This is a genomic window from Kitasatospora sp. NPDC005856, assembly GCF_040629945.1.
Taxonomy (GTDB): Bacteria; Actinomycetota; Actinomycetes; order Streptomycetales; family Streptomycetaceae; genus Kitasatospora.
In genome coordinates, this window is the sequence record NZ_JBEXWT010000032.1 from 64,348 (window position 1) to 90,444 (window position 26,097).

The window sequence follows — 26,097 nt, forward strand, 5'->3', positions numbered from 1 at the left end:
ACCAGGCGCCCAAAAGCCAAGCGAGGGCGACCAGATGACGGTACATCGGAAGCGAGAGGAAGAGATGGACCACCACAGCGTCGCCGCGGTCGACACCGCACCGCAGGGCTACGGCACCGACCCCAACCTCGTGACGCCGCACACGCCTTGGGCGCGCACGCTCTCGGAGCGCGAGCGCGCACTCGTTGCGGCCCTCGCCGACATCGTCCTGCCGGGCACCGCCGAGTACCCGGCGCCGAGCGCGATGGGGATCGTCGACTTCTTCGACGACTGGGTGAGTGCTCCCTACAAGACGCAGCAGGGCCACCGGCCCGTCATCACGACCGGCCTCGCCATGGTCGACGCGGAGGCGCAGGGCCAGTTCGGGACGGGGTTCGTCGAACTGGACGGCTCCCGGCAGCGCACGATCGTCGACCGGATTGCGTCGACCACCACGGCGGACCGGAGCTTCTTCACGAGGTTCCGGTCCCTGCTGCTCACCGGCTACTTCACCTCCGACATCGGCTTCAAGGCGATCGGTTACGTCGGGAACGTGCCGCTGCTCGCCTTCCCGGGCGTCCCGCCGGAGGCGCAGCGCATCATCGACGACGAACTCGGGAAGTTGGGGCTGTGACGTGGATCCGGTGACCGCGGGCACTCCGCGCACGAAGACCATCAGGGAGTACGTCGAGGCGGGAGTTCTGCCGCTGGACGACCTCAAGGGCGCCCTGCACCTCGCGATGCGCCTGGAATTCGCCACTATCCCGCCGTATCTGTGTGCGCAGTGGTCGGTCAGGAACGACCCGGACCGCACCGAGGGTGTGCTGCACAGGATCGTCAGCCAGGAGATGAACCACTTCGCCCTGGCCGGGAACCTGCTGACCGCGATCGGCGGCCGGCCGTCGATCGCGCACCCGGACTTCCTGCCGAGCTATCCGACCCACGAGCTGCCCGGCGGCATTCCGCAGAAGCTCCCGGTCGATCTGAAGCCGCTGGTCAAGGACCAGCTCGCGGTGTTCATGCAGATCGAGTACCCGGAGTTCCCCCCGATCGCCCTCCGGGCCGGGCCGCCACCCGCCACGATCGGCGCCTTCTACGACACGATCATCCGGACGTTCCGGAAGCTGGAGCCGGTGATCGACCCGGAGGCCCACGCGGTGGAGGTGCCTTTCGCGAAGCCGATCGGAACCGTCGCCGACGCGATCGACACGATCGACCGGATCAAGCGCGAGGGCGAGGGAACGAAGGGCTCACCCGATCAGCCGCCGGGGGAAGCGGAGACCGGCCACGCGCACTACTACCTGTTCAAGGAGCTCTACGTCCAGAAGCGGCTGGTCAAGACCCGCGGCAAGTGGAGCTTCAGCGGAGCTCCCGTCATCCTGCCGGAGGTGCACGACTTTGCGCCCTCCCAGGCCCGGCCGAACCCCTCGACCGAGTTCAACCGCACCCTGTCGAAGCTGCTGGTCGACCTGGAGACGTGCTGGACGTCCGGCGCACCGCCGAACGTGGCGGCGATGTTCCAACTCCGAATCCTCGGACGGGATCTGATCAATCGTGGGATCCGTCCGGAGTTCCGGTGGGACGACGGGTCCGCAACCTGAGCGAGCTCCGCGCGCACCGGCGGGACCGGCCGGACGCACAGCGGCCCGGGGGCGGGCTCCGGAGTTCGCCCCGGGCATGGCGGGCATGGCGGGCATGGCGGGCATGCCGACCGGCGACGCGCACCGCCTGGACACCGTCGCCTTCATGGACGGCGGAGTGGTGGTCGAGTCCGGCCCGCCCGGGGCAGTCTTCGACGCACCACGGAGCCCACGACTGCGGCAGTTCCTGGCGGATGTGCTCTGACCCCGGGCGGGTACGGTTCGCGTCACCCCGCAGCCGAGGACACCGTCACCCGGCTGCCGGATCACCGACGCGACGCCGTGCAGGACCGGAAGTGCCCTGCCGTGCCCGGCCATCGTTCTCACCGGACCTGCGGGGCGGGACCGGGTCTCCAGATCAGGACAGGTCGAAGCCGTTGCCTTCCGCGATCCGCCCGGCACTTCGGCCCAGCCTCACGACCCTCCCCATCCCGCGGAGATCCGCTGCGCCCACCGTCGTATCGGTAGCAGGGGCTGACGGAGGGTGTACGCGACGTTCAGGCACCGCAGCTGTGACGGAGCACCGTAGTTTGCGAGTGATCGTTTAGAACCCGCTGGTCAGCGCAGTGGCGGTGCGCCGTAGTGTGACTCAGCACGCTAACTGTCGTGTCAGCACCGGAACTGTCGTCCACTGCTGGAGGGTGTCGTCGTCCGAGTGACCAGCGGAGGTGCGGCCACCATGTGCTGCAGGCCGCCCGGCCGGCCCTGATTCCCGGGGACCGGCAGGGCGGCCCGTTCCTGGTCAGTTCCGGCGGGTGCCCTGGATGATCCGGCCGATGACGGCTGCGGCCTGCTCGGGGTGTCCTCCCAGCCATTTGCCGAGGTGTTCCCGGACGGCCTGTTCGACGCAGACCCGCACGGCGGCGTTGCCCAGCCGGCCGCGGCCGCTGTGGCCCGACCGCGTGGCGGGTGATCAGGGCGTGTTCGCGGGGGTGGGCGGTGCCGTTTCGGGCGCGGCGCAGGACGTCGTCGAGGGCCTGGGCGAGGTCGGCTTCGTGCCGGTCGCGGTCGCCGCGGCGGGTGACGGTGTCCTTGAGGTGCTGCCACAGCTGGTCGCCGAAGGGCTGGTGGACGTGGTCGGCGTGGATCCACGGGATGGGCGTGAAGGCGCCGTCACTGAGGCGGACCCAGATCCGGCGGGCGTCGTGGGGGTTGTGGTGGACCTCCCACCGGCCCTGCTGCGCCGTGACGCCGGAGGGCTGGCCGCGGTAGTCGGTGAGCGCGGGGTGGTCGTAGGTGCGGTGGTTCAGGCGGATGCCGCGCTCGGTGATGGGCTTCCACACGACGGGCAGCAGTTCGATGTAGTCGTCGCCGGTCAGAGGGAGCGGTACGTGCCCGGTGGCGCCGAGCATGGCGCCCCACATCTCGTTCGGGGTCAGGGCGCAGGCGGGCATCGAGGGGCGGCGCAGTCCCTCGGTGGGGCGGTTCTGCCACTCGGTGGCGATCCACTGGTCGAGCATGTCCTGGAGCTGGGCGACGCTCCACACGGCCTCGCGCTGGCTGTCGGATCCGCAGCGGGTGGCCTCGGAGCCGGTGTGGCTGGCGACGTGCTGGCAGAACAGGGTGTTGATGGACCCGAAGGCGCGCTCGACGTGGCCCTTGGCGGTGGGGCGCCGGGGCGGGGTGGGCTGCAGGCTGATGCCCAGGCTTTCGCAGGCGGCGAGGAACGCGGACGAGAGGAAGATCCGGCCGCGGCGGACCCAGGAGATCCGGCCACCCGATTTCCGAGCCCACAGTGCCGCGCCTGGCCCTGACAGGAGGATCGAAGGCCGTCAGTCACCCGGCTGCGGTTCAGACGCGACCCCGGAACAGGTCCGGATCAGCTCCGGGGTCAGCGGCTCACCGACGTCGAATGCGGCCAGACGGAGTACGTCCCGGTCCTCGAAGAGCGGACGGAGATCGACCGGGACGGTGTCCAACGCGGCGCCCGGCGTGCTAATGAGCGTGATCGACTCGGGACGCGCACGTAGGTGGTCCGCAAGAAGGGGCCACCTGGTCTCGATGACGGTCCAGAGTGCGAGCGGATCGAAGTGCACCGGCCTGCCCTCCACGGCCCGGACAGCCAGCAGGACGTTGAAGGCGAGTACGAAGAGCTTCATGCTGCGTGGGTTGGGCGGAAGTACTGGCTCGAACCGCTGCAGCCGGTGCTCGGTGGCGGCCTCGACGGCGGGGGCGGCGAGCCTGTCCAGTGCGACCCCGAGGACGTGGTCGCGGACCTCGGGGCTGCTGTCGCCCAAGGCCTCGAAGACCTCGGTGGCGGTGGAGGCCGAATTGAGGATCTCTCTTGTGCGTCTCGTCTCCGCGCGCAGGTGCACGGACCTGTCCCCGACGCTTAGCAGATGGGCCAGGTACGCCTGCTTCCTCGGTGTATCGATCGAAGGGACGGGGACCCGCAGTTCGAAAAGCTTGTCGAGGAAGAGGTACCCCAGGGGGCGTCCAGGCTCCGCGACCGATTCCGTGAAGTTCGCGTAGGCGACTTCGTAGCTCCTCCGGATCCAGTTACCGTCGGCCGCGACGACGAACGAGACACTACCCGTCGGGGCCTGATCCTTCGTGTGCCACGGAGCACGGCGGACGAGGGTTTGTACGGCGTCGAGCAGCTCGACCACATAACTGTCAGCGCAGCGGTCCAGGTCGTCGATGAAGAAGACGACCGGACCAGGCGCTCGTGTCACCAACCATGTGAAGTGGTCAGCGATCTCATGCATGGGGTTGGTGTTGGCCCGTTCGAACAGCCGGGCGCCGGAGGCAGAGTCCCAGAGCAGGAATCTGCCCGCGACCAGACAGCCAGCCCACAGGGTGCCCAGCGCCGCGGTCACCGCCGTCACGGTCTTGGCGGTGCTGGCCAATGTCCCTCCCAGAACGAGGAACACGGTGACGGAGACCAGGAGGAGCAGGACGGAGGCGAAGCCGAAGCGCACACCCGTGCGCCGCAGCCGCATCCACGATTCGGAGAGCCGCAGCCGCAGGCGTGTCACCAGGCTCGGACAGCACGCCGCGACGCTGCGGCGGAGCGTCACCAGCAGCGCCCACCAGGCTGGCCCGACGCGGGACTGCCGCCATGCGTCGAACTCGACTGGCACCCATGTTCCTTCCTCCTGCTTCGACAGTTCTTCCTGGAGCAGTCCGATCAGGGTGGTCTTGCCGGCGCCCCACGCGCCGTCGATGTGGAGCCGCAGGGAGGTACCAGGTTCCTTTTTGCGGAACCGGTGCATCTGCGTGGCGATTGTCCTGGCCAGGTGACGGCGCTGCAGCCGGTCTTCCGATGCCGGTGTGTCGGCCAGCCAGTCCACGCGGTCGCTGGGCAGTTGCGGCGGTCCTGGGGGTGGTGTCGGTGGTGGTTGCGGCGCTGTGGCGAGGGCGTGACCGGTGTCATCGTCGGTACTCCAGGACTGGGAGTCGAAGGCTAGGAAGACGGCCGCCCACCGGGACTCCCCGGGCAGATGGAACAGCAGACCGCCGTCCTGCCAGGCGCCATCGTCCGCACGGAACTTCCGGGAGTTTCCCTGGTTCATGTGGATGTCGTGGACACCATTTCCGGGCGTGAATCCGAAAACCCTGTCAGGCTTGGACTCAGGACCCCAGCGCTCACCGAAGACGAAGACGGAGGCCTTCGGGTCGCCGATCGCGCGATCGACGATGTCGTCGAGGCGTTCGGCCAGCCTGATGTGCGGCTCGGTCGCCGCTTCTACTTCGGCCTCGGACTCTGATGCCTCGTTAGCGTGCGGGAGGACGGCAGGATCCGTCCAAAGAACGGTTGCGCCGTCGAGGAGCCCGCTGCGGACCAAGTCGAGTGCTCCGGTATTCGGTTGCGAGGCCAGCGGTTGCCAGCCGCTTCGCGCTGGGGGGAGGGGAGGCAGTCGGGACGGTTCGACGCGGTCGATGACCTTGTACTGCAGGCCCGATGATTGCGAGGAGCGGACGTTGACGGAGGCCCTGTAGGAGTTCCCGCCGTCGTCGACGATATGGATGTAGTAGTAGGGCGGGTATTCGTCAGATCCCTCGCGTTGCCGTGTGAGGGCCCGGCCGGCCAGCACACCGTAGTTTCTCAGACTCATCGGGTTCCTTCTCCGGGCACTTGTTGTGGGGCCGTGCCGGGCGATAACAACTACCGCCTCCCACACCGTTGTCCGTGGTGGGAGGCAGTCCGGCGTAACACCACTAGCGAGTGCGTCTCCACCACTCGGCCGCAGCAACGTTTCCTACGCGTCGGCGATCGTGCGCCGGTCATAGCGACCACGCTGGAGCTACTGGCCGAGCACGGCCCGAAGGGCTGCAATCCGTGCGGTCGGACTGGACGCGAACAAGAAGACGCCGGGGAGGAAGCGGGGACTGGCCGTCGACGTGCTGGGCCTGATCATCGGCGTGGTGGTCCTGGCCGCCAGTGCGCACGACAACGAGGCCGGCATCGTCCTGCTGGACCAGGCGGCCGAACGGGGTTCGTCCCGCAACCGAAGCGGTGGGTGGTCGAGCAGGTCAACGGCACCCTCATGCTCCACCGGCGCCTCGCCCGTGACTACGACCACCGGCCCGACAACGCCGCCTCCCGCGTCTACTGGGCCTCCACCGCAGGCATGCTCCGCCGCCTCACCACCCCCAGCCCCGTCTGGCGCGACGGCGTCGAGCTGGCCGCGTGAACGTCACCGAACTCCTGCGGCTGCTGCAGGCCGAACACGACGAGACCGCCGCACGAGCCGACGGGCTGCGCGAACAGATCGAGCAACTCACCAGGGCCCTGGCCGAGGTCGAGGCCCGCCTCGCCGAGATCGTCACCGCCAGCAAGGTCATCGACGGGCTCGCCCTGACCGAATCCACACAAGCTACCGAGGGACCAGCCACCGTCTACCAGCGCATCGTGACCGCCTTCAACGATCATCCCGGACGGGTATTCCAGGTCCGTGACCTGCACGAACTCCTCGGGCTGCCCACCGACGAGCCCTCGATCAACGTCACCCGCTCCGGCCTGGGACGACTCGTTCGCCAGGGACTCCTCGACCAACCGGGACGCGGCCGCTACCAGAAACGGACTTAACGCCCTCTCAGTGGGCGTTTTGGCAGCCATCTTCCTATATACCGCTTTCGTCCCTGTCCGCTTTGGTAACTCTATGGTTGATAGGAGCAGATTGCTCTGTCCTCGATTGCCAGCTGGACTGTCCGACTCATCCCATTCTGTTCCCTGAAATCCGTCTGGTTTGAAGAAGTCACAGAAACGCCCAACGGGCACCGGAACGCGATCCTCCGACCTATCCGTGCTGACGCTGTGCCATGAGCCAGCGGAAGCCGTACCCCAGCGACCTTTCCGATGCCCGATGGGCCTTGATCGAGCCGAAACTGACGGCCTGGAGGAAAGCCCGGCTCGACCGCAGGCCCACCGGCAAGCCAGCCAAGGTCGAACTGCGCGACGTGTTCAACGCGATTCTCTACGTCAACCGCACGGGAATCCCCTGGAAGTACCTGCCGCACGACTTTCCGAACCACGGCACCGTCTATGCCTACTACGCGGCCTGGCGTGACGAGGGAATCTTTGCGGAACTCAACTACGACTTGACTGGCCTGGCTCGTGTGAAAGAAGGACGCAAGCCTGAACCAACCGCGTCCGTCATCGACACCCAGGGCGTGAAGACCTCCACCAATGTGCCACTGACCAGCCAGGGAACGGACGCCGCGAAGAAAATCGTCGGCCGCAAACGCGGCATCCTCACCGACACGATCGGGCTGATCCTCGCCGTGGCCGTCACCGCCGCAAGCCTGTCCGAGAACGCGGTGGGAATACACCTCCTCAACCAGGCCAAGAAGACCTACCCAAGCATCACCAAAAGCTGGGTCGACACTGGCTTCAAGAACGCCATGATCGAGCACGGAGCCAACCTCGGAATCGACGTCGAAGTCGTCAACAGAAACCCCGAAGTCCGCGGCTTCCATGTCGTGAAAAGGCGATGGGTGGTCGAACGAAGTCTCGGGTGGATCATGTTGCGCCGCCGGCTCACCCGCGACTACGAGACCCTACCCGCCAGCTCCGAAGCCATGATCCACATCGCCTCGATCGACAACCTCACCAAGCGCATAACGGACGAAACCACACCAACATGGCGAGGAACCTACCAGGGCATAAAGGGCAATCCGCCCACATCAAACGCCCTCTCACGTCTCCCAGGGTGGCGCCGAACCGGACCCGGTACGGAACCGGATACGCCCGTCCGCTGCGCCGGGCTGCCGTCCAGGATCCGTGCCCCGGGGCCGGTCCTACCAGGCCACGCCCAGGGTCTCCTCCACGGCGCGGGCCTTGCCCGTGGCTGGACGGAGCGCGACATCGACGGGTCGGCCGGATGGGTGGTCTTGGTCGACGGCGGGGTCGTTCTCGGCGCTCGCCGCCTGGGCCGCGCTGCGGCGGACGGGGGCCCGCAGCGGGAATCGAGCAAGAAGCTTCCCCTGACGTTCCGTCACTGAAAGACTTGCCGTGAGCCGGCCGGGCCGGGCGTCAGCACCAGGAAGCCAACGGGAGAGTCCCCATGTCACGCAGCCTGATCACGTCTGCCGCGAAGGGCGTGGCCACCACGGTGGCCGCCGCTGCGCTTGTTCTCACCACCACGGCCGGGGCCGGCGCGGCCGCGACGGCCGACATCATCGCCAAAACCACCACTGCGTCCTCCCCACTCGCCTTCGCCTACATGAACATGGTTTACGACCAGTGGTCGCACAAGACGCCGGACGCCAACGACTCCAGCCACGTCGGCTGGCTGTACAAGGGGAGGAGCTACTTCTACTGCTGGACGCGGGGACAGGACTACCACGCGGTGGAGAACGGCCGTTACAGCAGTATTTGGCTGAAGACCGACGACGACACCAAGAACAAGAACGTCTTCGTCAGCGACACCTACCTGGACGCCTACGGCTGGCAGAACGACACGACGATCCTGCCGAAGTGCGTGATGTGATCCCGGCGGGCAACCGCGAGGACGCAGGCCGGGAAAGCCGGCTCCGTGCGGGACGGCCGTGTCGTCCACCGGAGCGGCCCGGCCAGCGCGCCGGGGCCCGTCGTGCACGCCGAGGCGTGGCAGGCCGGGTCGACTCTGCGTACCGCCCTCGCCCAGCACCCCGTCCACACCCCCTTCACCCGGGACGAGGACGGCGACCAGGAGCACGCCCTGCTCGGCGGCATCCGCAGCCGGGTCCGCCGCCGGGTGGCCGGGACGACCCTGGAGAACATCCAGCAGGCCCTGGAACAGGCCCAGTTCGAGGAACGCTGCGCCGACCGGCACGCCGACGCCGGCGACGAGAGCGCCGAGCTCCACGCCGCCGCAGCCCTCCAGGAGTGGCAGCGCGTGCGCGGCGAGGCCGCCACCACCCCGCCCAAGGCCTACGACCCCGACCACGACCTCGGCCTCCGGCGGGCCCTGCACGCCGAGCGGCACCGCCAGGACATCGCCGACCGCGCCACCGAGGCCGGCCACCACGCCCACCGGAACGCCGACCTCGCCCACCGCGAGCAGGCCGGCCCCGCAGCCCAGCCCCTCTACACCGCCCTGGAACGCGCCGGCCTCCACTTCCTCACCGACGACGACCACCGGGCCGTCCACGACCTCACCCGCACCCTCGACCCCACCACCGCGCACCAGGTCACGATCTGGCTGGAGCGCACCCGCATCACCGCCCTCGCCCTGCGCGGCACCACCGGACAGCACCCCACCCGGCCCGTCGTACGGCGCAGCCGGCCCTGAACCCCGCCCGATACACGACAGGCCCCCACGCCCCGGGTAGACGGGCGCGGGGGCCTGCTGGTGCCGCGCGCTGGTGGGCCGGTCCTGGCCCGGGGTCGGCCGGGGCCGGTGTGCCGGTCCGGCGCCGGCCCCGGGCGGCTGCTTCCTGTGGGGCGTCTGGTCGGTCGTCTGGTGGATCGTCTGCCGGAGCGCCCCGTCAGGTGTCTCGTGGGTGCACGGTCATCCATTCGGGAACGGCATCACCCCAGGTCAGACGCCCTATCCCATGCCGTCCGGGGGCCGACAACCCCTTCTCCTGCCTTGGTCTGTGGAGGTGGCCGGTCGGTTCGGTTCGGGCGTCGCGCCTGCGGCGGGCCTGTTTTGGTGGTGGCGTCCGGCGGTGCCGGCCGCGTCGGGCCGGGGCGTGGCGACGGGCAGTCCCCGGCCGGGGCTGGCCACGAGTCCGCCGTCCTGGCCGCAGCCGGGCCGGGCCTGGGGTTGCTCCGGGCGTTGCTCCGGGCGTTGCGCAGGGTGTTGCTTCGGAGGTTGCTCTGGGACAGCGCTGGTTGTCCCGCATCCGTGCTGGTCAGCGCGCGGGACATCCGCCTGCCAGGACCCCGACTACTTCTCCACGGACCGGTCGGGTCCGGGTGATGTGCACCTCGGGTGTCCCGTACGGCCCGTGGGGATCGACCGGGCGCTCCGGCGCGGGCCGGACGACCTCGCGGCCTGCCCGCCGCGCCGCTCGCCGGGACGGCGACCGCCGCCAGGAGGATGGGCCCGCCGTCCTGGCCGACGATGAGCCGGCGGTTCCTGTTGTGCGTCCGGCGAGGCCGTCCGCGTACGTGGGCCGCCGGGCCCGGTGACGACGGGTCACCACCTCGGACCGCCCGCCGCGCCGCTCGGGGCCGCCCGCTGACGACGGCGCGAGGTGGCCTGGGTCGGGCGCCGGTCGTTGGCAGGGCGTGACTGATACGCGCCGCTACCTGCCGGATCCGTCCATCCCCGTCGCAGACCTCGCAGAGCCGGTCCTGGGGGCCCTCCGGGCCGCGCGCGAGGCCCACGCGCGGCTGCTGGCCGTGACCTACCCCCCAACGCCTCCCACGCGGGGTGGCTGATCTCCGGCCTGGACACCGAGAGCGGAGACGTGGTCTTCGACTTCGACACCGGCCGTGCCGGATGGGACGCGGCCGCTGTCGAGGGGGAACTCCGCCGCCGGCGCTACGTCTCCATGGCGAGCCTTCTGCGGGCGGAGTGGACGGAGCTACCCGACGGCGGACGCACCACTCACCTTCTGGACGCCCCGGGACCGGGGGAGGACGACTGCTGGTAGGCCGCGGGTCATGGAGGCGTCGGCGGCGCCGGGCGCGCCGGGGCCACGTAGGCACCACCGCAGGTACCCCCGTAGCTACCACCGCAGGTACCCCGCCGCTCCGGAAGGCCGCCGCGCGTTTCCGCAGGTCAGCGGCCACTTTTGGACGGCCGGAAAATGCGACAACCCGTGTGCCACGAATGTGAAAGGAACTGCTTGTAGGAAGTTCTGAAAGCAATGCTGTGCGAGAGATGAAGGTTTGGCCCTTCGGAGTCGCCCTGCGGGGGGAGGCTCCAAACCACCACATGCTGCGAGAGCGGTGACGTGATCGTGGTGAGCGATGTGGAAAAGGCGCCTTGCAGGCGTCAGGTGGGGATCAGGAAGACGAACGCAAGTGAACCACTGACGAAGTGTCGTTACGGAATTAGGTGACATCGAAACCGGGCACATGGGTTGGAGTCCGGGATAAGTCTGGCGGGTGCCCGTCTATTGGCCAGGCGGTGTCCGGCACGAAGGTGGCGTGAGCCTGATTTGCTGGTCTTGCACGGAACGTGGGAAGGCACGCTTCGACACTGCCGCCCGGGAGGGAGGCGAGAGGGAGCGCCCCAAGCGGTTGAACCGCAAGGGGCTGAGTACCGTCGCGAAGGGTGCTGGCGGACCGGCTCGTAGTAGTGCTGAAGCCTCTGTAACGGGGGTGGAGCGAAGGGGCCGGGTCATCCGTGGCTGTGTGTGTCTGGTCAACCGGACGTTCTCCGGGAGGAGCCGATGGACAAGCTGAAGTCACCAGATAAGCCGTTTGATATTTCGAAGTGGGAAGTGTTGGAGGCGTATCGGCAGGTCAAGAGGAACAAGGGCGCATCGGGTGTGGACGGGCAGTCCATCGACGACTTCGAGAAGGATCTCCAGGGAAACCTGTACAAGATCTGGAACCGCATGTCGTCGGGGACCTACTTTCCGCCTCCGGTGCGTGCGGTGGAGATTCCTAAGCAGCACGGCGGCGGCACGAGAATGCTCGGCATTCCTACTGTCGCCGACCGGGTGGCGCAGACCGTGGTGGCCAATCATCTCGGAGTTCGCGTGGAGCCTGTGTTCCACGAGGACTCCTACGGATATCGGCCGAATCGGTCCGCGCTGGACGCGGTGGAACGATGCCGGCAACGCTGTTGGAAGAAGGACTGGGTGATCGACCTCGATGTCCAGAAGTTCTTCGACAGCGTCCGGTGGGACCTCATCGTCAAGGCTGTGGAGGCTCACACTGACGCCGTTTGGGTGAAGTTGTACGTTGAGCGGTGGCTCCGTGCTCCGCTTCAATTGCCCGACGGCACCTTGCAGAAGCGGGACCGGGGCACCCCGCAGGGGTCAGCGGTCTCGCCCGTGCTGGCGAACCTGTTCATGCACTACGCGTTCGATACCTGGCTCGCCCGGAACTTCCCGGGCATCCAGTTCGAGCGGTATGCGGATGACGCGGTCGTGCACTGCGGCAGCGAAGGGCAGGCCCGCCATGTGCTGGCGGCGCTCGCGAACAGGATGGAGGAAGTCGGGTTGCGACTGCATCCCGACAAGACCCGGATCGTGTACTGCAAGGACGGGAACCGGCGGGGCTCGTACGAGCACACGTCGTTCACCTTCCTGGGGTTCACGTTCCGAGCCCGCGAGGCGTGGAGCAAGGAAGGCGTGAACTTCACGAGCTTCCTGCCTGCGATCAGCAAGGACGCCCAGAAGAAGATCAGCGCGGAGGTGCGCTCATGGCGGCTCCACCGGCGGATCAACCTCACCGTTGTCGACCTCGCCCGTCGCATCAACCCGATGGTGCGGGGCTGGATGCAGTACTACGGGGCGTTCTACCGCTCCGCGATGCATCCCCTCCTTCAGCGCATCAACGCCTACCTGATGCGCTGGATCCGCAACAAGTACAAGCGGCTCCGGATGTTCAAGAAGGCCCATGCGTGCTGGCAGAGGATCACCCGTCAGTACCCGAGGCTCTTCGCCCATTGGGCATGGACTCCGACGCTTTGGTGACCAGGATGGCAAGAGCCGTGTAACGGGAGACTGTTACGCACGGTTCTGTGGGAGCCCGGGGGTGAGATTCCCCCGGGCGACCCGACTCTGCGCGCCCCTGTCCTCCTGGTGGTGGGGGTGGTGGTGCGTTGTCGGGTCACGTCGGCCTGCGGCGCCGAAGCCGGCTGCGGTCCGGCGGGTGCCGGTCCGCTCGGCTGCGCCGGGCCGGGGGTGCCGTGCGCGTCGGGTGGGGTGGTCACCAGTGGTCGTGGTGGTCGGGGGGTGGGGTGGGGAGGAGGTGGGTGGTGTGTGCGGTGTCGGGGAGTGGTGTCCAGTCCTGGTGGAGGAGGGCGGCGATGGAGACGTGGCCGCGGCGGTGGAGTTCTCCTTCGGCGGCGGGGGTGTCCCAGTGGGTGGTGCCGGTGTCGAAGCGGAAGGCGATGTCGCCGGTCGTGGGGTCCAGTGCGGAGACGAGCCATCCGGGGTGGGAGGTGTTGGGCGGGGAGGCCACGGCGAGCAGGGCGGCGTGGGCCTCTCGCGCGGCCCGCAGGGCCGCGAGGACGGGCTCGGTCGGTTCGACGGTGGGGATGGACGGGTCGGGCAGGTAGCGGCGCACGTCAGCACTCCAGGGGATCGGGCCTGTGCCGACGGTACTCGCCGGGTGATGGTGAGGGCCGCTGCTGCTCCCGGCGATGGCTGGTGCGTCCTACCACTGGCGTTGACCATCAGCACGATGTTCATGGGAACGGAAGTCGCGAGCGGGTGCGGCGCGGCAGAGTGCCGGGGTGACCGCGGCTCCTGCCCGTTTGGGCCTGCCTGCACGCCGACGCCGCCACGCCCGGTTGATCGCCGCCCTGAGCAGCACGGTCGGGGCCTGCGCTTCGGCGGCGCTGGCGCTGTATCAGCCGGTGGCCGACGCCCCGCCCGGGCAGGAGGCGGTCGTGGTGGACCCCCTGCCGGTCGTCTACCTCGGCCACACAGCCGCGCCGCTGCTGGAGGCGGCGCGGGCCGAGGACGAGGCCCGGTGGCCGGCCGCCGTCGCGCGGCCCCGGGGCGGCCGGAGCCTGACGGCCCTGCCGGCGAGGGGGAAAGGGGAGCGGCACGGGCCCTTCGGGGGCTGGTCAGTCCACTACCTCGGCTTTCACGAGCACGACGTCCTCCTTCGGGACGTCGTTGTGTCCGCCTTTGGAGGTGGTCGGTATGGACGTGATCTCGTCGACCACGTCCTGGCCCTCGACGACCTCTCCGAACACCGCGTAGCCCCAGCCGGGGCCGGACTTCGCGGTGTGGTCGAGGAAGGCGTTGTCGGCGACGTTGACGAAGAACTGCGCGGTGGCCGAGTGTGGGTCGGCGGTACGGGCCATCGCCACCGTGTACCTGACGTTCTTCAGGCCGTTGTCGGCCTCGTTCTGGATCGGGGCGCGGGTCTCCTTACGCCGCAGTCCCGGTTCCATCCCGCCGCCCTGGACCATGAAGCCGCTGATGACCCGGTGGAACACGGTGCCGTCGTAGAACCCCTCCTGGACATACTGGAGGAAGTTCGCCACCGTTCCGGGCGCCTTCTCCGCGTCGAGGCGGATCACGATGTCGCCGTGGTTGGTGCTCAGCTTGACCTTGGACAAGGCAACCTCACTTCTGGCGCTGTACTGGTTACGGAGCGTACAGGAATCCTTGCAGGGCGCCGACGGCTCCGGGATTCGCCACGCGACGGGCCGCCCGCGCACCCGGCGCGGGGGGCTTCGGCTGCTGCGCGCTCCCGGTCGGCCGGTGGTGCTCCTGTTGCTCGCGTCCGCCGGCCGTCTGGCCGGGCGCGTGCCGGCTGTCCTGGTCCGGCCGCCGCTGGGTCCGGGCGAGCGACGCCGTACCACCACACCGTCGACGCCTGGACCGTCGGCCGGCTGCGTGAGGCCCTGGCTGGCCTGTCGGACGAGATGCCGATCGCCCTCGCACTCCCGGAGGATGGCCCGCAGTAGAGGCCGGGGGGTGGTTCAGGTGGTTGTGGGTGGTGGCGGCAGGAGGTGGGGGTGTCTGTGGTGGGTGCGGGCGGTGTCGGGGCTGAGTTCGAGGGCTTCGCCGATGGTGGTCCAGGTGGCGCCGGCTGCGCGGTCGGCGAGGACCGCGCACCGGACGAGTTCGTCCACCAGGTGTCGGAAGTCGGCCGCCGCGGTGCAGTGGGCCCCGGGTAGCGCTCGCTGCGCGCGCGTCGCCTCGGTGAGCAGTTCGTCCAGGGCCAGGACGTGTGCCTGGAGTTCCTGGTTGATCTGGAGCAGGGCCACCCGGGCCGGGATGGTGGCCTCGGCGCGTTGGCGGGCCCGGTAGGCGGCCTGTCGGCAGGTGCGTGGACGCGGGCAGTACCGGCGGCCTCGCCCACCTGGCAGGGCGCCCCCACACCAACTGTCGAGGTACACCTCCCGATACCCAGCCAGGTACATGGGAACGTGCCCACACAGCGAGACGGCTACATAGTGACCAGCCCCTCGTGGAGCCGGCGGCTGTAACCGGGACAATGAACGCATGCCCGAGGAATCGAACCTGCTGTCAGGCCTGTGGCCGCTCGCGCCGTCCGCTGCGACCGGCTGGCTACGGGAGTTGTGCGGTGACGGCCTGACCGGGTTCATGCCGCCGGCGATGCCCGATGCGGTCTGGGTGCTCAACGCCATGTACGAGCACGAGCAGGGACCGACCGACGTGTCGCACCACGAGTACCGGCAGGCGTGTCTGGCGGACGGGAGAATCCAGCCCGACGTCGTCGCGGGCATCGACTTCGAATCCGCGGGCGTCGTCACGGGAGGCGATCTGGGCCGCGCCGAGCACCCCGGCCCTGGCTGGCGGCGGCTGCGCTGGGCGGAACTCGCCCACCGGGCCGGCGACCCCGTCGTGCCCGACGGGCTGCTGCCGTCCCACGGCTGCTTCCCCTCCGTCAAGCGGGAGGGCAGCTGGCCGCTCGGTGTCCTCCCGCCCACCGAGGGCAGCCTGGACCGTGAGACCTGGAACCGGCTGACCGGCATCCTCACCAAGCACAGTCCGGCGGGCACGGACACCCGATGCCTGGCCTACTACAGCCCACTGACGCTCGGGAAGGAGGCCGATTTCGACAACGCACATGTGCGGACGGGCCTCCTCGGCGACGCCGGGGTCCTGTACGACAATCCGGAGGCCCACTTCAGCCCGTCCAACCTGTGGGCCGAGGACCGCTCATGGGTCCTGTGCACCGACTACGACCTGTGGGCCACCAAGGTCGTCGGTCCCCCGGCCCTGATGGAAGCGCTGCTGAACGACTCCGAGATCGAAGCGGTACGACTGGCCTGGGCATCCTGACGAGGAGCGCCACACCGCGCCCGTCTCCAGCCCTGGAACGCGAGCGCTTTCACGTGTACCAGGCTGAGCACATTCACCTGTATGCCGACACGTCCTCTCGATCGCCGAGCGTGCTCACGCCAGCGAGCACACCGAGGAACAGCCCGTTGTTGTTCACGGCCTGGCCGGGGGCTGTGCCGGGTGGTTCCATCACATCGGTGGTGTGACGGAACTCCTCCGCGCGCTGAGTGTGACCTGTTGGTAGTTGTGGGCGTGGAATGGCCGTGTTGGCGTGGTCTCGGCCGACGTGGCCGCGAAGTTCCCCCGCTACCGCGAGCTGTTCCGCGCCAGGGTCCGCGACAACGACCCCGGCCCTCGCCGGCCAGGAGCCGGCCGACCGGACGGTGCACTGGTGGCGCCGCACCTGGCCCGGCCACACCCGGCCCGGTTACCCGCCCGTCGCCCTGGTCGTCACCAACGCCGGACCCGTCGCCCTGGCCAACCAGCAGCAGGCCGTCGCGGACCTGTCCGCCGACTGCTGGCGCGGCCGGTGATGCAGGGAGGTCCGCGACTACAACGACGACGGCTGGCGCGAGTACGACGACGCCGTGCCCATCATCGCGACCACCCTGGAGCTGCTGGCCGAGCACGGGCCGCTCGGGCCGGTGTGGTGGCGCTTCGGCCGCTCGGGCCGGCACTCCCTCGTCGAGGCGCTGGAGAACCCGAACAATCGGGCCGCCTACGACCTGCGCCAGGCCGCCCGCGAGGACGAGGAGCACAAGGCCCACCAGGAGCTGATGGACTCCCTGGTCTGCATCGACTGCGGCGACGTTCCCGAGGAGGAGAGCACCTGGGAGTACGGCTGCCAGGGACAGGTCGAGTGGACCCGCCGCCCGGGTGGCCGCTGCTGGCCCTGCCACCAGGACCGCGAGGAGCGCCTGGAGCGAGAGGCCGAAGAACAGCTGGAGGCCGCCCGCACGGCCAACGCCGCGCTGCGCCCGTGCTGGACGTGCCGGGGCTCGATCGGCGGGAAGCCGGGCTCGGTGCTGGAGCTGACCGGGAAGGCCGGCCCCGACCGGCTGGAGTGCCCGCAGTGCGCCGCCGACCGGGAGAGGAGAAGGACCTGGGGCCGCTGGTGCTGCCCGCCCCGACCCGGCGCGAGCGGGTCACCGCGCTGGTCTCCGCTCCGGAGGATCCGTGGTGGGAGGTGCGGGTGCGGCACGCCGAGCTCTATCCGGTGAAGGACCGCGCCTCGTGAGTGGCGGCACCGGGGCCTGTCGGCGGGGCCGTCAGGTCCCGGCCCCGAGCGCCACCCGCCGCCGGGCCGTCAGGCCCCCGGCCCTGAACGCGGCCGCCGGGCCGCCCGTGTCCGGCGGTTCGGTGCGGGGGTTTTCTCCTGCTGGATGGGTGTAGAAGTTAGTGCAAAACGTAACGTTACGTCGGTAAATACCTTCCGGGGTTCGGGAGTTTCCGGGCCCTGGGCGCGCGGGGGATGCGGTCGTGGCGGGGCGTTCGGGCGGTGGCTTTTCCGGTGTCCCGTGCCGCGTGGTGGTTACGGGATTCGGTGTCAGGGCCGCGTCGTGGGACCGGCTCTCTCGGGGCGTGCGGGCGCCGGGTCTTCCGCGTCCTCACCGAACAGGGCGCGCAGCTCACACGCATCGAATGGACCCGCTGACGAACAGCCAGGAACCTGCAGGCCTTCAAGCTTGCAGGGTTCCTTGCCGCCCGGCCCACGGGCGCCGCGCTGGCCAGCGGTTGGGGTTCGGCCCCACCACCGGGGTCAGCGTGTGGTCGGGTTCCACGGGCGGTCGGGGTCGTCGAGCCACACGGTGCGGGCGCCGGCGGTGGTGACGGTGAGGCCGAACCGCTCGTAGCCGGGTCGGCCGGCCTTCGGCACTCTGCCGTCCACCGCCGGATCGCCGGCCCGTGCCGGCGTTGCGTTCTTGCCTTCTTCGGGGCCGGGAACGGCTGGCGGGCCCGGTGGTGGTCCGGGCCCGCCGGCTGCGGTGATCAGGCGGTGGCTGCGGCCCCGCCGGCGGCCGGAGTGCCGGCCTTGGTGTTCTGGTTCAGCTTGCCGCCGAGGGCGGTCAGGTTGCCGCCGCTGCCGTCTTCGCCGCCGCCGCTGCCGCCTTCGCCGTCTTCGCCGCCGCTGCCCGATGCGGCCTTGACGACGGTGTCGGCCGCGATCTTGGCCATCTTCTCCGCGTGTTCGGTGGCGGTCTGCAGGGCCGCCTGGGCGCGTGCGCCCGCGTCCCTGTCGTTGCTGGCGGCGGCCTCGATGCCCTTGGTGAGCACCTGGCTCATGCTGCTGAGGCCGCTCATGTCGCGGAACAGGTTCGCGGTGGCGATGGCCTGCGCCGTCTGGAGGCCGACCGGGTCGGGCATCGCCATCACCGGCGTGAAGTGCGCCTGGGAGACGCCCATTCCGGCCGCCGTGGTGTCGAGGTTCTGCGCGCGCGAGCCGGCGGCCACCGGGGCGATGTCGGCCGGGGTGATCTGGATGGGCGAGTCCTTCCAGTTCCAGAAGCGGGTGAGGTCGATCTTCTCGGCCGAGTTGGACCGGCCGAGGACGGCCTCGGCGAAGACGCCGTTGGTGGCGATGGCGATCGTGTTGGTCACCGGCGTCCCGAACGTGTTGTCGCCGACCTGGCGGGCCTTGGTCCACTCCTCGCGTTCCTGCTCGCTGGCGAAGTTCCAGCGGAAGCCCAGGTAGTTGCCGGTCGCGGCGATCGGCTTCGGGTCCAGCAGCATGCCGAGCGGGACCGGCTCCGCGGTCGAACCCGCCGGCGTGTAGGAGTAGTTGGCGAGGATACGGCTGAGCGTCAGCTCGTCGGCGTGGGCCCAGACGGCCTGGCTGTAGTGGCGGCGGTTGTCGTTCAGGTGGTCCAGGACCGCCTGCGGCACGCTCGCGCCCCGCACGTGGAAGCCGATGGACGAGAGGTAGACGCGGCTGCCGGACTTCACCGTCGAACCGAACATCCCGCAGATGGCCGAGGCGCCGTCGGCGTCCTCGTTCAGGTCGGGTGCGGCGGTGGTGGTCGCGGCGATGCCGAAGTTGGCCACGCCCGAGGTCATCGTCAGGCGCAGCCCGGCGAGGCCGCCGCGGGCGGCCGTGCCGGACCAGGCGTCGACGGAGATCAGCTTGTCGGCGCCGCCGAAGGTGTAGGAGTCGTGCTGCTGCGTGCCGGTGTCGCCGGTGTCGCCGTAGCGGACGGTGCGGTTCGGGAAGACCACCTGGATGCTGCGGATTCCGGCACCGTCGGACCAGACGTCGATCCTGGACGCGTAGGAGGAGTCGTCCTTCGGCTGGTCGTCGAAGGCCACCGGTGTCTCCCGTGCCAGGATCCGGGACAGTGTTCCGTTGCTCATCAGCACCCAGTAGTCCCCGTCGGCGGCCGAGGCGATCTCCGCCAGTCCGACGATGTTCTGCAGGCCGCCGGTGGTGGGACGGGCCAGGGTCGTCGTACCGGACGCCATCACGAAGGGCAGGGTCTCGGTGCTGGACTGGGGCTGCACGACGGCCCAGACCGCACCGTCGGGAGTGGTGGACAGGCGTTGCACGCCCTGCCCGTTCCGTTGCACCCAGCCGGTGCCGCTGCGCTCGTACATTACCCCCTGCCGGCAGTACCACACCTTGTCCTTGCCGGTGGTGGCGACATCGTCGGCCACCACGCCCAGGTTCGTCCAGGGGTTGTTCGGGTTCCGCTGGTGGAGGAAGTTGTTGGTACCGACGACGAACAGCGCGTCGTCCGCGCCGTAGGCGATGCGCACCCCCAGGCCTCCCGCCGGGTCGGTTCGCCAGGTCGTCCCGTCGAACTGCACGACCGCGTTGTCGGTGGCCCTGAGCGCCCAGACGCTGTCCTTGCCCGGCGCGATGCGGGTCAGGCCGCCGCTCAGCCCGGTGGTGGGCACCGACTTCCACTGCTGGGTCACCGGATCGAACCGGACCGGGAGGCCGTCGGCCTTGCGGACCCCGTACACGCCCATGGATGAAGCGGCGATGTCGGCCAGCTCTATTCCGGCGAACTCCTGCCTGACCGGCGCCTCCTGCGCCGTGACCGGGTCGAGCTTGCGCACGGCGGTGTCGAAGGGGTTCGCCGCGCGGATCTTCGCCGCCCAGTCGATCGGCGCGACCGAGGCGAGCACCTCCTTGTACCGCTGGAGGCTGGTGTGGTTGAAGGTGAGCTCCTGCAGCGGGATGAACAGGCAGCGTTCCAGCTTGGTGGGCTTGGTCGTCACACTGTAGGTCTGGACGACCTCGTAGTACTGCACCGACATCGCGTGCATGTGGTTGTAGTTGGTGACGACCCGGGTGACGATCTGCTCCTTCTCCGACTGCGACGTCTCGCGCACGACCGTCATGTTCCGGCTGCGGGCCGCGGTCGCCAACTGCTGGGTCCGCGCGCCGATCCGCTGGCTCGCCTCGTTCGCGACCGACCGCACGCCCGTGGAGCGCGACACCGCGGTCACGATGCCCAGGTTCGCCGAATCGCTGCTGCTGCTGCCGACGCCGCCGAGGCCGGGGACCGCGAAGCCGGAGCTGCTGCCGGAGCTGGACGACACACTGAGCCCGAACGCATCGGAGCTGCCGGACTGCTCCTCGCGGGCGATCGCGTTCGCGACCTCGCTGATCGACCGGTTCTGGTCGGTGCTCCCGGACATCGCCTCGTTCTCGGACGCCGTCTCGCTGCCGGTGGCCCTGGTGGTGCGCTGCCAGTCGACGACCGCGACCCGGGTGCTCTCGCCGGGCGCGAGCGCGAGGCTGTGCAGCAGCCTGCCGAGCGTGACGCCCTGGGCCGACCAGCTCTGCTCCGTCGTGACGACCATGCCCTCGGCAGGGCGGTCGTAGAACGGGAGGTTCTCCTCACCGAGGTCGATGGCGCCGGTCAGCTTGCGCGCCGGCTTCGCCCCGGGGATGTCGGTGAGCACCACCGAGCGGTACCGGACGATCTCCACCGGGTAGTTGCCGGTGGTCGGCAGCAGGTCCGTCGGCGTCGGACCGTCGAGTATCGCCCCGCCCGCTGCGGGAGTCGGTGACGAACTGGTCTGGGCCGCCGCTGGATCGGCGGCAGGGGTTCCGGTGCTCGAGGTGCTCATCGCGATTCCCGTCTGCGAAGAAGATGAGGGAGCGGCCAACGCGGCCGTGAGACCGTGGAACGACCTGAAGGTGAACGGTTCCTTCCGGTTGGCTCGAAGCTACACACGCCCGACCACCGTGGCGGCGACCTTTGCCGAACTTGGCCAGAATCAGTGTTCGACGGCAATCACCCTGCCGTTGAGCCGAGGAAGGCGGCTTCGGCCGCCCCGTCGCATGCTGCGCCGGGTGCTTCCGTTACCAGATGGCGGTGACGGAAGTCCGTCGACGGTGCCCGGGCCGCCGGGCCCGGCCGGTTCGCGTCCGGGGCGGCCGGGCCGTCGTCGTGGTGGGTGTGCGCGGTGTTCCAGGCGTTGAGGTAGGTGGTCAGTGCGGTGCGTAGGCGTCGGGTGTGGGGGGTGTCGGGTAGGCGGAGGCGGTGGGCGCGGTGGGCGAGGTCGGCGGTGGCGGCGCGTAGGTGGGGCAGGAGGAGGTCCTCGCCGCGGGCGTGGGCGGACAGGTGTCGCCGCAGCTGGCGGTCGGCGGCCTTCGACAGGCCGGACGCCGGGGCGCCGATGAGGACCTGGGCGGCGGCGAGGAGCTCGGCTGTGGGGCCTGTTCGTCCAGGCGGCGCCAGCGTAGGGCGGCCTGGCGGCAGGCTTGCCCGCAGTACAGGCCCGGGCGGCCGGTGCGGGCCGGGCCGGGCAGCGGCCGCCCGCAGCGGGGGGCCCGCGCACACGGCGGCGCCCTGTCCGTGATGATCCGTCACCGACCCACAGTGACGGAACCGGGCGTGCGCCCGCAAGCCGCTCCGCCGGGCCCGCCGAGGAAGGCGGCTGCAGTCTCCCCGGCCTGTGCTGCGCCGGGTGGTTCCGTCACCGGCGGGTGGTGACGGAAGCCGGGCCCTGACCCCGGATGTTGGACACCAGAGACACTTGGATCTTGATGGTCCCGGTGGACAGGAGTCCCGCACAGATGGTGATGAAGCACTACCCGCCGCAGTTCAAGGTGGACGCGGTCGCGTTGTACCGGTCCCGGCCCGGGGCGACGATCAAGTCGGTCGCCGAGGACCTCGGGGTGAACACCGAGACGTTGCGCAACTGGATTCGTACCGCCGACGGACGCCGCACCGCCTCGCACTCTGCTGCGGGCTCCCTCGCGCCGGCCCCGGACGGGGACACCGTTCAGGTCGAGCTCGCGGCCGCGCGCAAGAGGATCCGCGAGCTGGAGGAGGAGCGTGACATCCTGCGCAAGGCGGCCCGGTATTTCGCAGGGGAGACGCGCTGGTGAACCGCTGCCAGTTCGTTGCCGACCACCAGCGCCGCTACGGCGTCAAGCGGTTGTGCCGGGTCCTGGGCATCGCCCGGTCCAGCTTCTACTACTGGCTCCGCACCGCCCCCGACCGCGCTGCCCGGCAGGCTGCCGACGCCGAGGCCACCGCGCGGATACGCGTAGTCCACGCGGCCTCGGACGGCACCTACGGCGTCCCCCGCGTCACGGCCGAGCTCCGCGACCAGGGCGAGGTCGTGAATCACAAGAAGGTTGCCCGGCTGATGAACGTCGCAGGGATCGCCGGGCTGAGGTTGCGGCGCAAGCACCGCACCACCATCGCGGACCCCGCCGCGGCGAAGGCGCCCGACTTGGTCGGCCGCCACTTCAGCGCCGAGGAGGTGAACACCAAGTACGTCGGCGACATCACGTATCTACCGGTCGGGGGCGGGAAGTTCTGCTACCTCGCGACCGTGATCGACCTGTGCTCGCGCCGCCTGGCCGGCTGGGCGATCGCCGACCACATGCGCGCCGAACTGGTCGTCGACGCCCTGGCCGCCGCCGAGCGGACCCGCGGGAGCCTGCACGGGGCGATCATGCACACCGACCACGGCTCGCAGTACAGCAGCAGGGTCTTCGCGGACTCCTGCCGCCGGGCCGGCGTGACCCAGTCGATGAGCGCCGTCGGGTCCAGCGCGGACAACGCGCTCGCGGAGAGCTTCAACGCGACCTGCAAGCGCGAGACGCTCCAGGGTCGAAACGGCTGGTCAAACGAGCGTGAAGCCCGGCTGGAGCTGTTCCGCTGGCTGCACCGCTACAACACCGTCCGCCGACACAGCAGCCTCGGACACCGCAGTCCCATCGCCTACGAGAACGCGCTCCACGCAACATCAACTACGCTGGCACAAGCCGCATAGCCCCGTGTCCAACATCCGGGGTCAGGGCCCGCCCGTCGACGGCGCCCGGGCCACCCGGCCGGTCTGCGTCCGGGGACGGTGTCGTAGCCTGCCGCGCGCTGTGGGCCGGGTGGTTCCGTGACCAGCTCTTGGTGACGGAACTCAAGGTGTGACCTGTTGTCGCAAGTGGGCGTGGAATGGCCTCTCACCCTGTGTTGTCTGGACCTTTGGTTGGACCTGTCAGCAAGGCGTGCCGCCCGTGCCTCGGTGACTGTGTGTGGTGATGGGTGAGGGTCGGCCGCTGTCGGTCGGGGGGTTGGTCGGGCGGGTGGTCTTTCTGGGTGTGGTTCGTGGTGGTATTTCGGTTCGAGTGTTTTGCCGAATTGGCCGGTGTGGTTTTCTTGGTTCGGGTTGGAATGGTCGGGTGAGGGCTTGTTGGCGGTGGTCGGTGTTCGGTTTCTGCCGGGGCTCGGCCGGGCCGTCCCGGCGCCGCCTCGCCGCTGCTGCTCCTCCGTCGCCGTCCGGGCGCCGCCGGTCGAGGGCATGCCCTCCTGCCGCCTCGCCGCTGCCGCCTCGCCGTCCGGGCCGGTGCTGTTCGTCGTCGCCGTCCGGGTGCTACTGCTCTCCTGCGTTGCCGTCCGGGTGCCGCCGTCCTGGCGCTGGTCCGCCGTTCGGTCCGCCGGCCCTGGTGGCTCCCCGTCTTCCCGGTGCCTGCCTGCCCGTCTGCTGCTGGGCCCTGTCCGCCGTCCGGGCCGTCGCCGCCTTGCTGGGCGCTGGCTGTCGTCCTGGTCGGCCGCCAGGCTGTCCCGCTGTGCCCGGTTCGGCCGTGCTGCCCGTCGTCCCGGGTTGCTGGTCGTCGTCGGGCGGCCGCTGTCCGAGGTGGATGATCGCTGTCCGGAGTGCGGGAGGCGTGCGGTCCATAGGTGGGCCGTGGGGCGTCGTGGGCTGGAGCGTCTGCTCCACGAAGAGGACTGCCCCGTTCTCATCGACGCGCTCGTGGAGCTCGAAGAGGACTACTGAGGCGTCTGCCTCCGCCGCCGTCCGGGTCGCCGGCCTTGGTGGCTTCCCGTCTTCCCGGTGCCCGCCTGCCCACCCTGGCCGCCGTCCGGGGTGGCCGGGCCGGGTTCTCCGGGCCTGCTGCCCTGGGCCGGTGCCGCCGTCCTGGTGCTGCGCCCGTCCTGGTCGTGTCCGCCGGGCGGTGCTGCGGCGGGATGTTCCAGTGGGTGTGGGGTGGCAGGTACTGCTGCCGTCGGGGTGTCTGCCCCGGGCCGGGCTGGCGAGCAGGGGCTCTCCGCCGTGCAGGACGACGCGGGGTGTTGGAACCGTCGGGTTCAGCGGGTGGTGAGCCAGTGGGCGAGGAGGGTGAGGGGCAGGGAGCCGACGCTCGTGGCGGCGCCGAGGAGGGCGCGTGCGGCGAGTGCGCGGGGACCGGGCCAGGCGGGGCGCTTGCGGCGGGGGTCGGGGTCGTTGGCAGGTGTCATCTCGGGCCTCCAGAGGGACGGGGCTGTGCAGCGCGGGGTGCCGGCCTGGGCCGGGTAGCCGCCGGGCAGTTGAAAAAAATGTAGTGTCCTGTCCCATGCGCCACCGCACCCAAACGGGGAACCCCCAAAGCCCCTTCGCACACCAGTGCTGAGCTCCTGACCTGGCATTGCTTGGGCGTGACAGCAGTTCAGAAATCCTTGAACCGGCCTCGGCGAATACGCGGCGCGTGCTGCGGGTTTCCGTACCGCGGGCCGCCGTCCTGGGCGTGTCTGGGTGTGTTGCGGTGCCGCGTTGCACCGGCCGTGCCGGTCCGCCGGCCTCGGCCGTTCCCCGGCGGCCTGGCCCCCGCCCGCCCGCAGCCGCGTCCGGCCCGCTGTCCAGGCCGCCTTCCTGCTCGTCCTGTCCGGTGTTCGGTTTGGTGGTGTTGCTCCAGGGATTGTTCCGTTGACGCCGCGTGGGATTTTCCGGGCGGTCAGACTTGGCGGTCACGGTGTCGGCGGTGAGGGCCGTAGGCCCCTTTCTTGAGTGCCTGAGTTGGATTTAGTCTCGCTGCGCCGTTCGGGGATTTTGGATTGCGCCGTTAAAGGGATCGGGAAGGGAATTAGTATTCTCGTCGTTGGTGTCATCGGATAGAGCCGGGATGGATGGCCGCTGCGAGGTTTCATGTTCGCGTCCCGGCCCGCTCGAAAGCCGCTCGGAAGCCGGTAGGGCAGAGCCGTTCGGCGTTCCTGGAAATGCCGCCGGATGCGCTTCGGATGCCCGCCTGGATTCTGCGGTTGAGGCGCCGTCAGAGGCCGCCGCGCGGGGCGCCCGTGAGGGCCCGCCACGGGGCCGGGGAGGGCCTGAGCCGGACGGGGGGCCCGGAGGTGGCACCCGAGGGCCGAAGGCCCTGCCCCGAGAGCGGCGGATGGGCCGACAGCCCAGCAACCGCAAGGCGGAACCGGCCATCGGCCGGGACCGGGGGAGCGGGCCGGGGGTGGGGTTGTGACTGGTACCCGAAGTCCGCGACACATCGTCAACGCCCGGGGCCGCAGGCCCGGGCCGGCACCCCCTCCCGATCGGGGGAAGGGGCTGCTACCCGAATTTCGCGTCACATCGTCAACGCTCACTCCCGGGCGCAGCCCGGGGAACCCTGCCAGCGGACCGGCCCGTAGGGCCGCTGAAAGGCCACCCCCGGAAGGCGGGAAAGCCGACCGGTTGACGGGCCGTAGGCCCGGGACAATTGCCCCGGGAATGGGCGGAGCGCAGCGACGCCCGACGCCCGCCACCAACCACCCGAGCGTCCCGTGAATTCGCCACCGGCGAATTCCCCCAGCCACCCACTGGCCTGCCGAGGCGCAGCCGAGGCCACACCACGCACGGTGACGGCGTAGCCGGCACCCCCGCACCTGGCGGTGCGTCAGCACCGCCGCAGGGCCGCCAGGCCCTGCGTAAGCCGCAGGCTTCCGCCCCC

The 26,097-nt window shown here is 69.9% G+C and carries 20 protein-coding genes and 3 pseudogenes; 14 read left to right on the forward strand and 9 right to left on the reverse strand.

Annotated features, from left to right (window positions below):
• The first annotated feature begins 64 nt into the window (after positions 1 to 64).
• From ABZ449_RS20705 to ABZ449_RS20715, 3 genes and pseudogenes are all read left to right on the forward strand, one after another.
• On the forward strand, positions 65 to 613 hold the full coding sequence (locus ABZ449_RS20705) for a gluconate 2-dehydrogenase subunit 3 family protein (protein ID WP_360347628.1): 549 nt from the start codon (positions 65 to 67) through the stop codon (positions 611 to 613).
• A gap of 10 nt (positions 614 to 623) precedes the next feature.
• Positions 624 to 1,580, forward strand: coding sequence for a ferritin-like protein (locus ABZ449_RS20710; protein WP_360347630.1), 957 nt, complete (start codon positions 624 to 626; stop codon positions 1,578 to 1,580).
• Positions 1,581 to 1,710: 130 nt separating this feature from the next.
• Positions 1,711 to 1,824: pseudogene (locus tag ABZ449_RS20715) on the forward strand (peptide ABC transporter ATP-binding protein); the annotation flags it as partial.
• Between the two features lie 292 nt (positions 1,825 to 2,116).
• Here ABZ449_RS20715 and ABZ449_RS20720 read toward each other — a convergent pair.
• Entirely contained in the window at positions 2,117 to 3,079 is a 963-nt protein-coding gene (locus ABZ449_RS20720) for a Mu transposase C-terminal domain-containing protein (RefSeq protein WP_360347632.1), read from the reverse strand.
• Positions 3,080 to 3,391: 312 nt separating this feature from the next.
• Complete coding sequence (locus tag ABZ449_RS20725; RefSeq protein WP_360347634.1) at positions 3,392 to 5,677, reverse strand: DUF2278 family protein; 2,286 nt, start codon at positions 5,675 to 5,677, stop codon at positions 3,392 to 3,394.
• Between the two features lie 247 nt (positions 5,678 to 5,924).
• Here ABZ449_RS20725 and ABZ449_RS20730 point away from each other — a divergent pair.
• The 6 genes and pseudogenes from ABZ449_RS20730 to ltrA form a co-directional block, all read left to right on the forward strand.
• Positions 5,925 to 6,256 (forward strand): annotated as a pseudogene (locus ABZ449_RS20730) (IS5/IS1182 family transposase); the annotation flags it as partial.
• A complete protein-coding gene (locus tag ABZ449_RS20735; protein ID WP_360347636.1) occupies positions 6,253 to 6,651 on the forward strand; it encodes a hypothetical protein in 399 nt (132 codons plus the stop codon). The pseudogene ABZ449_RS20730 and the gene ABZ449_RS20735, both read left to right, overlap by 4 nt.
• 233 nt (positions 6,652 to 6,884) lie before the next feature.
• Positions 6,885 to 7,721: pseudogene (locus tag ABZ449_RS20740) on the forward strand (IS5 family transposase); the annotation flags it as partial.
• A gap of 407 nt (positions 7,722 to 8,128) precedes the next feature.
• The gene (locus tag ABZ449_RS20745) at positions 8,129 to 8,554 is read left to right on the forward strand and encodes a hypothetical protein (protein ID WP_360347638.1); all 426 of its coding nucleotides are present in this window, start codon (positions 8,129 to 8,131) and stop codon (positions 8,552 to 8,554) included.
• Positions 8,555 to 8,599: 45 nt separating this feature from the next.
• Positions 8,600 to 9,337, forward strand: a complete 738-nt coding sequence (locus tag ABZ449_RS20750) for a hypothetical protein (protein WP_360347640.1) — start codon at positions 8,600 to 8,602, stop codon at positions 9,335 to 9,337.
• A 2,056-nt stretch (positions 9,338 to 11,393) separates the two neighbouring features.
• A complete protein-coding gene (ltrA, locus tag ABZ449_RS20755; protein ID WP_360347642.1) occupies positions 11,394 to 12,647 on the forward strand; it encodes a group II intron reverse transcriptase/maturase in 1,254 nt (417 codons plus the stop codon).
• Positions 12,648 to 12,882: 235 nt separating this feature from the next.
• Here the strand turns inward: ltrA and ABZ449_RS20760 are convergent, their stop codons facing one another.
• Together ABZ449_RS20760 and ABZ449_RS20765 are read right to left on the reverse strand one after the other, a co-directional pair.
• Positions 12,883 to 13,242, reverse strand: coding sequence for a hypothetical protein (locus tag ABZ449_RS20760; protein WP_360347644.1), 360 nt, complete (start codon positions 13,240 to 13,242; stop codon positions 12,883 to 12,885).
• A 505-nt stretch (positions 13,243 to 13,747) separates the two neighbouring features.
• Positions 13,748 to 14,248 (reverse strand): peptidylprolyl isomerase, encoded by a 501-nt coding sequence (locus ABZ449_RS20765; protein ID WP_360347646.1) that lies wholly within the window; start codon positions 14,246 to 14,248, stop codon positions 13,748 to 13,750.
• Between ABZ449_RS20765 and ABZ449_RS20770 the strand changes: the two genes are divergently transcribed.
• On the forward strand, positions 14,219 to 14,599 hold the full coding sequence (locus ABZ449_RS20770; protein WP_360347648.1) for a DUF6225 family protein: 381 nt from the start codon (positions 14,219 to 14,221) through the stop codon (positions 14,597 to 14,599). The genes ABZ449_RS20765 and ABZ449_RS20770 overlap by 30 nt on opposite strands.
• Before the next feature lie 15 nt (positions 14,600 to 14,614).
• Here ABZ449_RS20770 and ABZ449_RS20775 read toward each other — a convergent pair whose 3' ends face one another.
• Positions 14,615 to 14,902 carry a hypothetical protein gene (locus tag ABZ449_RS20775; RefSeq protein WP_360347650.1) on the reverse strand — a complete coding sequence of 96 codons (288 nt, stop codon included), beginning with the start codon at positions 14,900 to 14,902 and terminating at the stop codon, positions 14,615 to 14,617.
• Positions 14,903 to 15,140: 238 nt separating this feature from the next.
• Between ABZ449_RS20775 and ABZ449_RS20780 the strand changes: the two genes are divergently transcribed.
• From ABZ449_RS20780 to ABZ449_RS20790, 3 genes are all read left to right on the forward strand, one after another.
• A complete protein-coding gene (locus ABZ449_RS20780; protein WP_360347652.1) occupies positions 15,141 to 15,944 on the forward strand; it encodes a hypothetical protein in 804 nt (267 codons plus the stop codon).
• Positions 15,945 to 16,327: 383 nt separating this feature from the next.
• On the forward strand, positions 16,328 to 16,477 hold the full coding sequence (locus ABZ449_RS20785; RefSeq protein ID WP_360347654.1) for a hypothetical protein: 150 nt from the start codon (positions 16,328 to 16,330) through the stop codon (positions 16,475 to 16,477).
• Between the two features lie 54 nt (positions 16,478 to 16,531).
• Positions 16,532 to 17,164, forward strand: coding sequence for a hypothetical protein (locus ABZ449_RS20790; RefSeq protein WP_360347656.1), 633 nt, complete (start codon positions 16,532 to 16,534; stop codon positions 17,162 to 17,164).
• 539 nt (positions 17,165 to 17,703) lie between these two features.
• On the opposite strand, the gene ABZ449_RS20795 is transcribed toward ABZ449_RS20790, so the two are convergent.
• From ABZ449_RS20795 to ABZ449_RS20805, 3 genes are all read right to left on the reverse strand, one after another.
• Complete coding sequence (locus ABZ449_RS20795) at positions 17,704 to 17,832, reverse strand: hypothetical protein (RefSeq protein ID WP_360347658.1); 129 nt, start codon at positions 17,830 to 17,832, stop codon at positions 17,704 to 17,706.
• A 101-nt stretch (positions 17,833 to 17,933) separates the two neighbouring features.
• Positions 17,934 to 21,020, reverse strand: coding sequence for a hypothetical protein (locus ABZ449_RS20800; protein WP_360347659.1), 3,087 nt, complete (start codon positions 21,018 to 21,020; stop codon positions 17,934 to 17,936).
• A gap of 167 nt (positions 21,021 to 21,187) precedes the next feature.
• A complete protein-coding gene (locus ABZ449_RS20805) occupies positions 21,188 to 21,766 on the reverse strand; it encodes a hypothetical protein (protein WP_360347662.1) in 579 nt (192 codons plus the stop codon).
• A 206-nt stretch (positions 21,767 to 21,972) separates the two neighbouring features.
• Here ABZ449_RS20805 and ABZ449_RS20810 point away from each other — a divergent pair.
• Positions 21,973 to 23,183, forward strand: a protein-coding gene (locus tag ABZ449_RS20810) for an IS3 family transposase (RefSeq protein WP_360347664.1) whose coding sequence is annotated in 2 segments (ribosomal slippage) — positions 21,973 to 22,273 and positions 22,273 to 23,183 — 1,212 coding nt in all. Because the reading frame shifts where the segments join, the coding sequence is not laid out codon by codon here.
• 1,310 nt (positions 23,184 to 24,493) lie between these two features.
• Here ABZ449_RS20810 and ABZ449_RS20815 read toward each other — a convergent pair.
• Entirely contained in the window at positions 24,494 to 24,643 is a 150-nt protein-coding gene (locus tag ABZ449_RS20815; RefSeq protein ID WP_360347667.1) for a hypothetical protein, read from the reverse strand.
• Positions 24,644 to 26,097 lie beyond the last annotated feature (1,454 nt).

Bases quoted from the DNA above. Each gene is read 5' to 3' on its own strand.
- ABZ449_RS20800 (WP_360347659.1), bottom strand. From the start codon at position 21,020: ATGAGCACCTCGAGCACCGGAACCCCTGCCGCCGATCCAGCGGCGGCC.
- ABZ449_RS20705 (WP_360347628.1), top strand. From the start codon at position 65: ATGGACCACCACAGCGTCGCCGCGGTCGACACCGCACCGCAGGGCTAC.
- ABZ449_RS20815 (WP_360347667.1), bottom strand. From the start codon at position 24,643: ATGACACCTGCCAACGACCCCGACCCCCGCCGCAAGCGCCCCGCCTGG.
- ABZ449_RS20720 (WP_360347632.1), bottom strand. From the start codon at position 3,079: ATGCTCGACCAGTGGATCGCCACCGAGTGGCAGAACCGCCCCACCGAG.
- ABZ449_RS20725 (WP_360347634.1), bottom strand. From the start codon at position 5,677: ATGAGTCTGAGAAACTACGGTGTGCTGGCCGGCCGGGCCCTCACACGG.
- ABZ449_RS20780 (WP_360347652.1), top strand. From the start codon at position 15,141: ATGCCCGAGGAATCGAACCTGCTGTCAGGCCTGTGGCCGCTCGCGCCG.
- ltrA (WP_360347642.1), top strand. From the start codon at position 11,394: ATGGACAAGCTGAAGTCACCAGATAAGCCGTTTGATATTTCGAAGTGG.
- ABZ449_RS20745 (WP_360347638.1), top strand. From the start codon at position 8,129: ATGTCACGCAGCCTGATCACGTCTGCCGCGAAGGGCGTGGCCACCACG.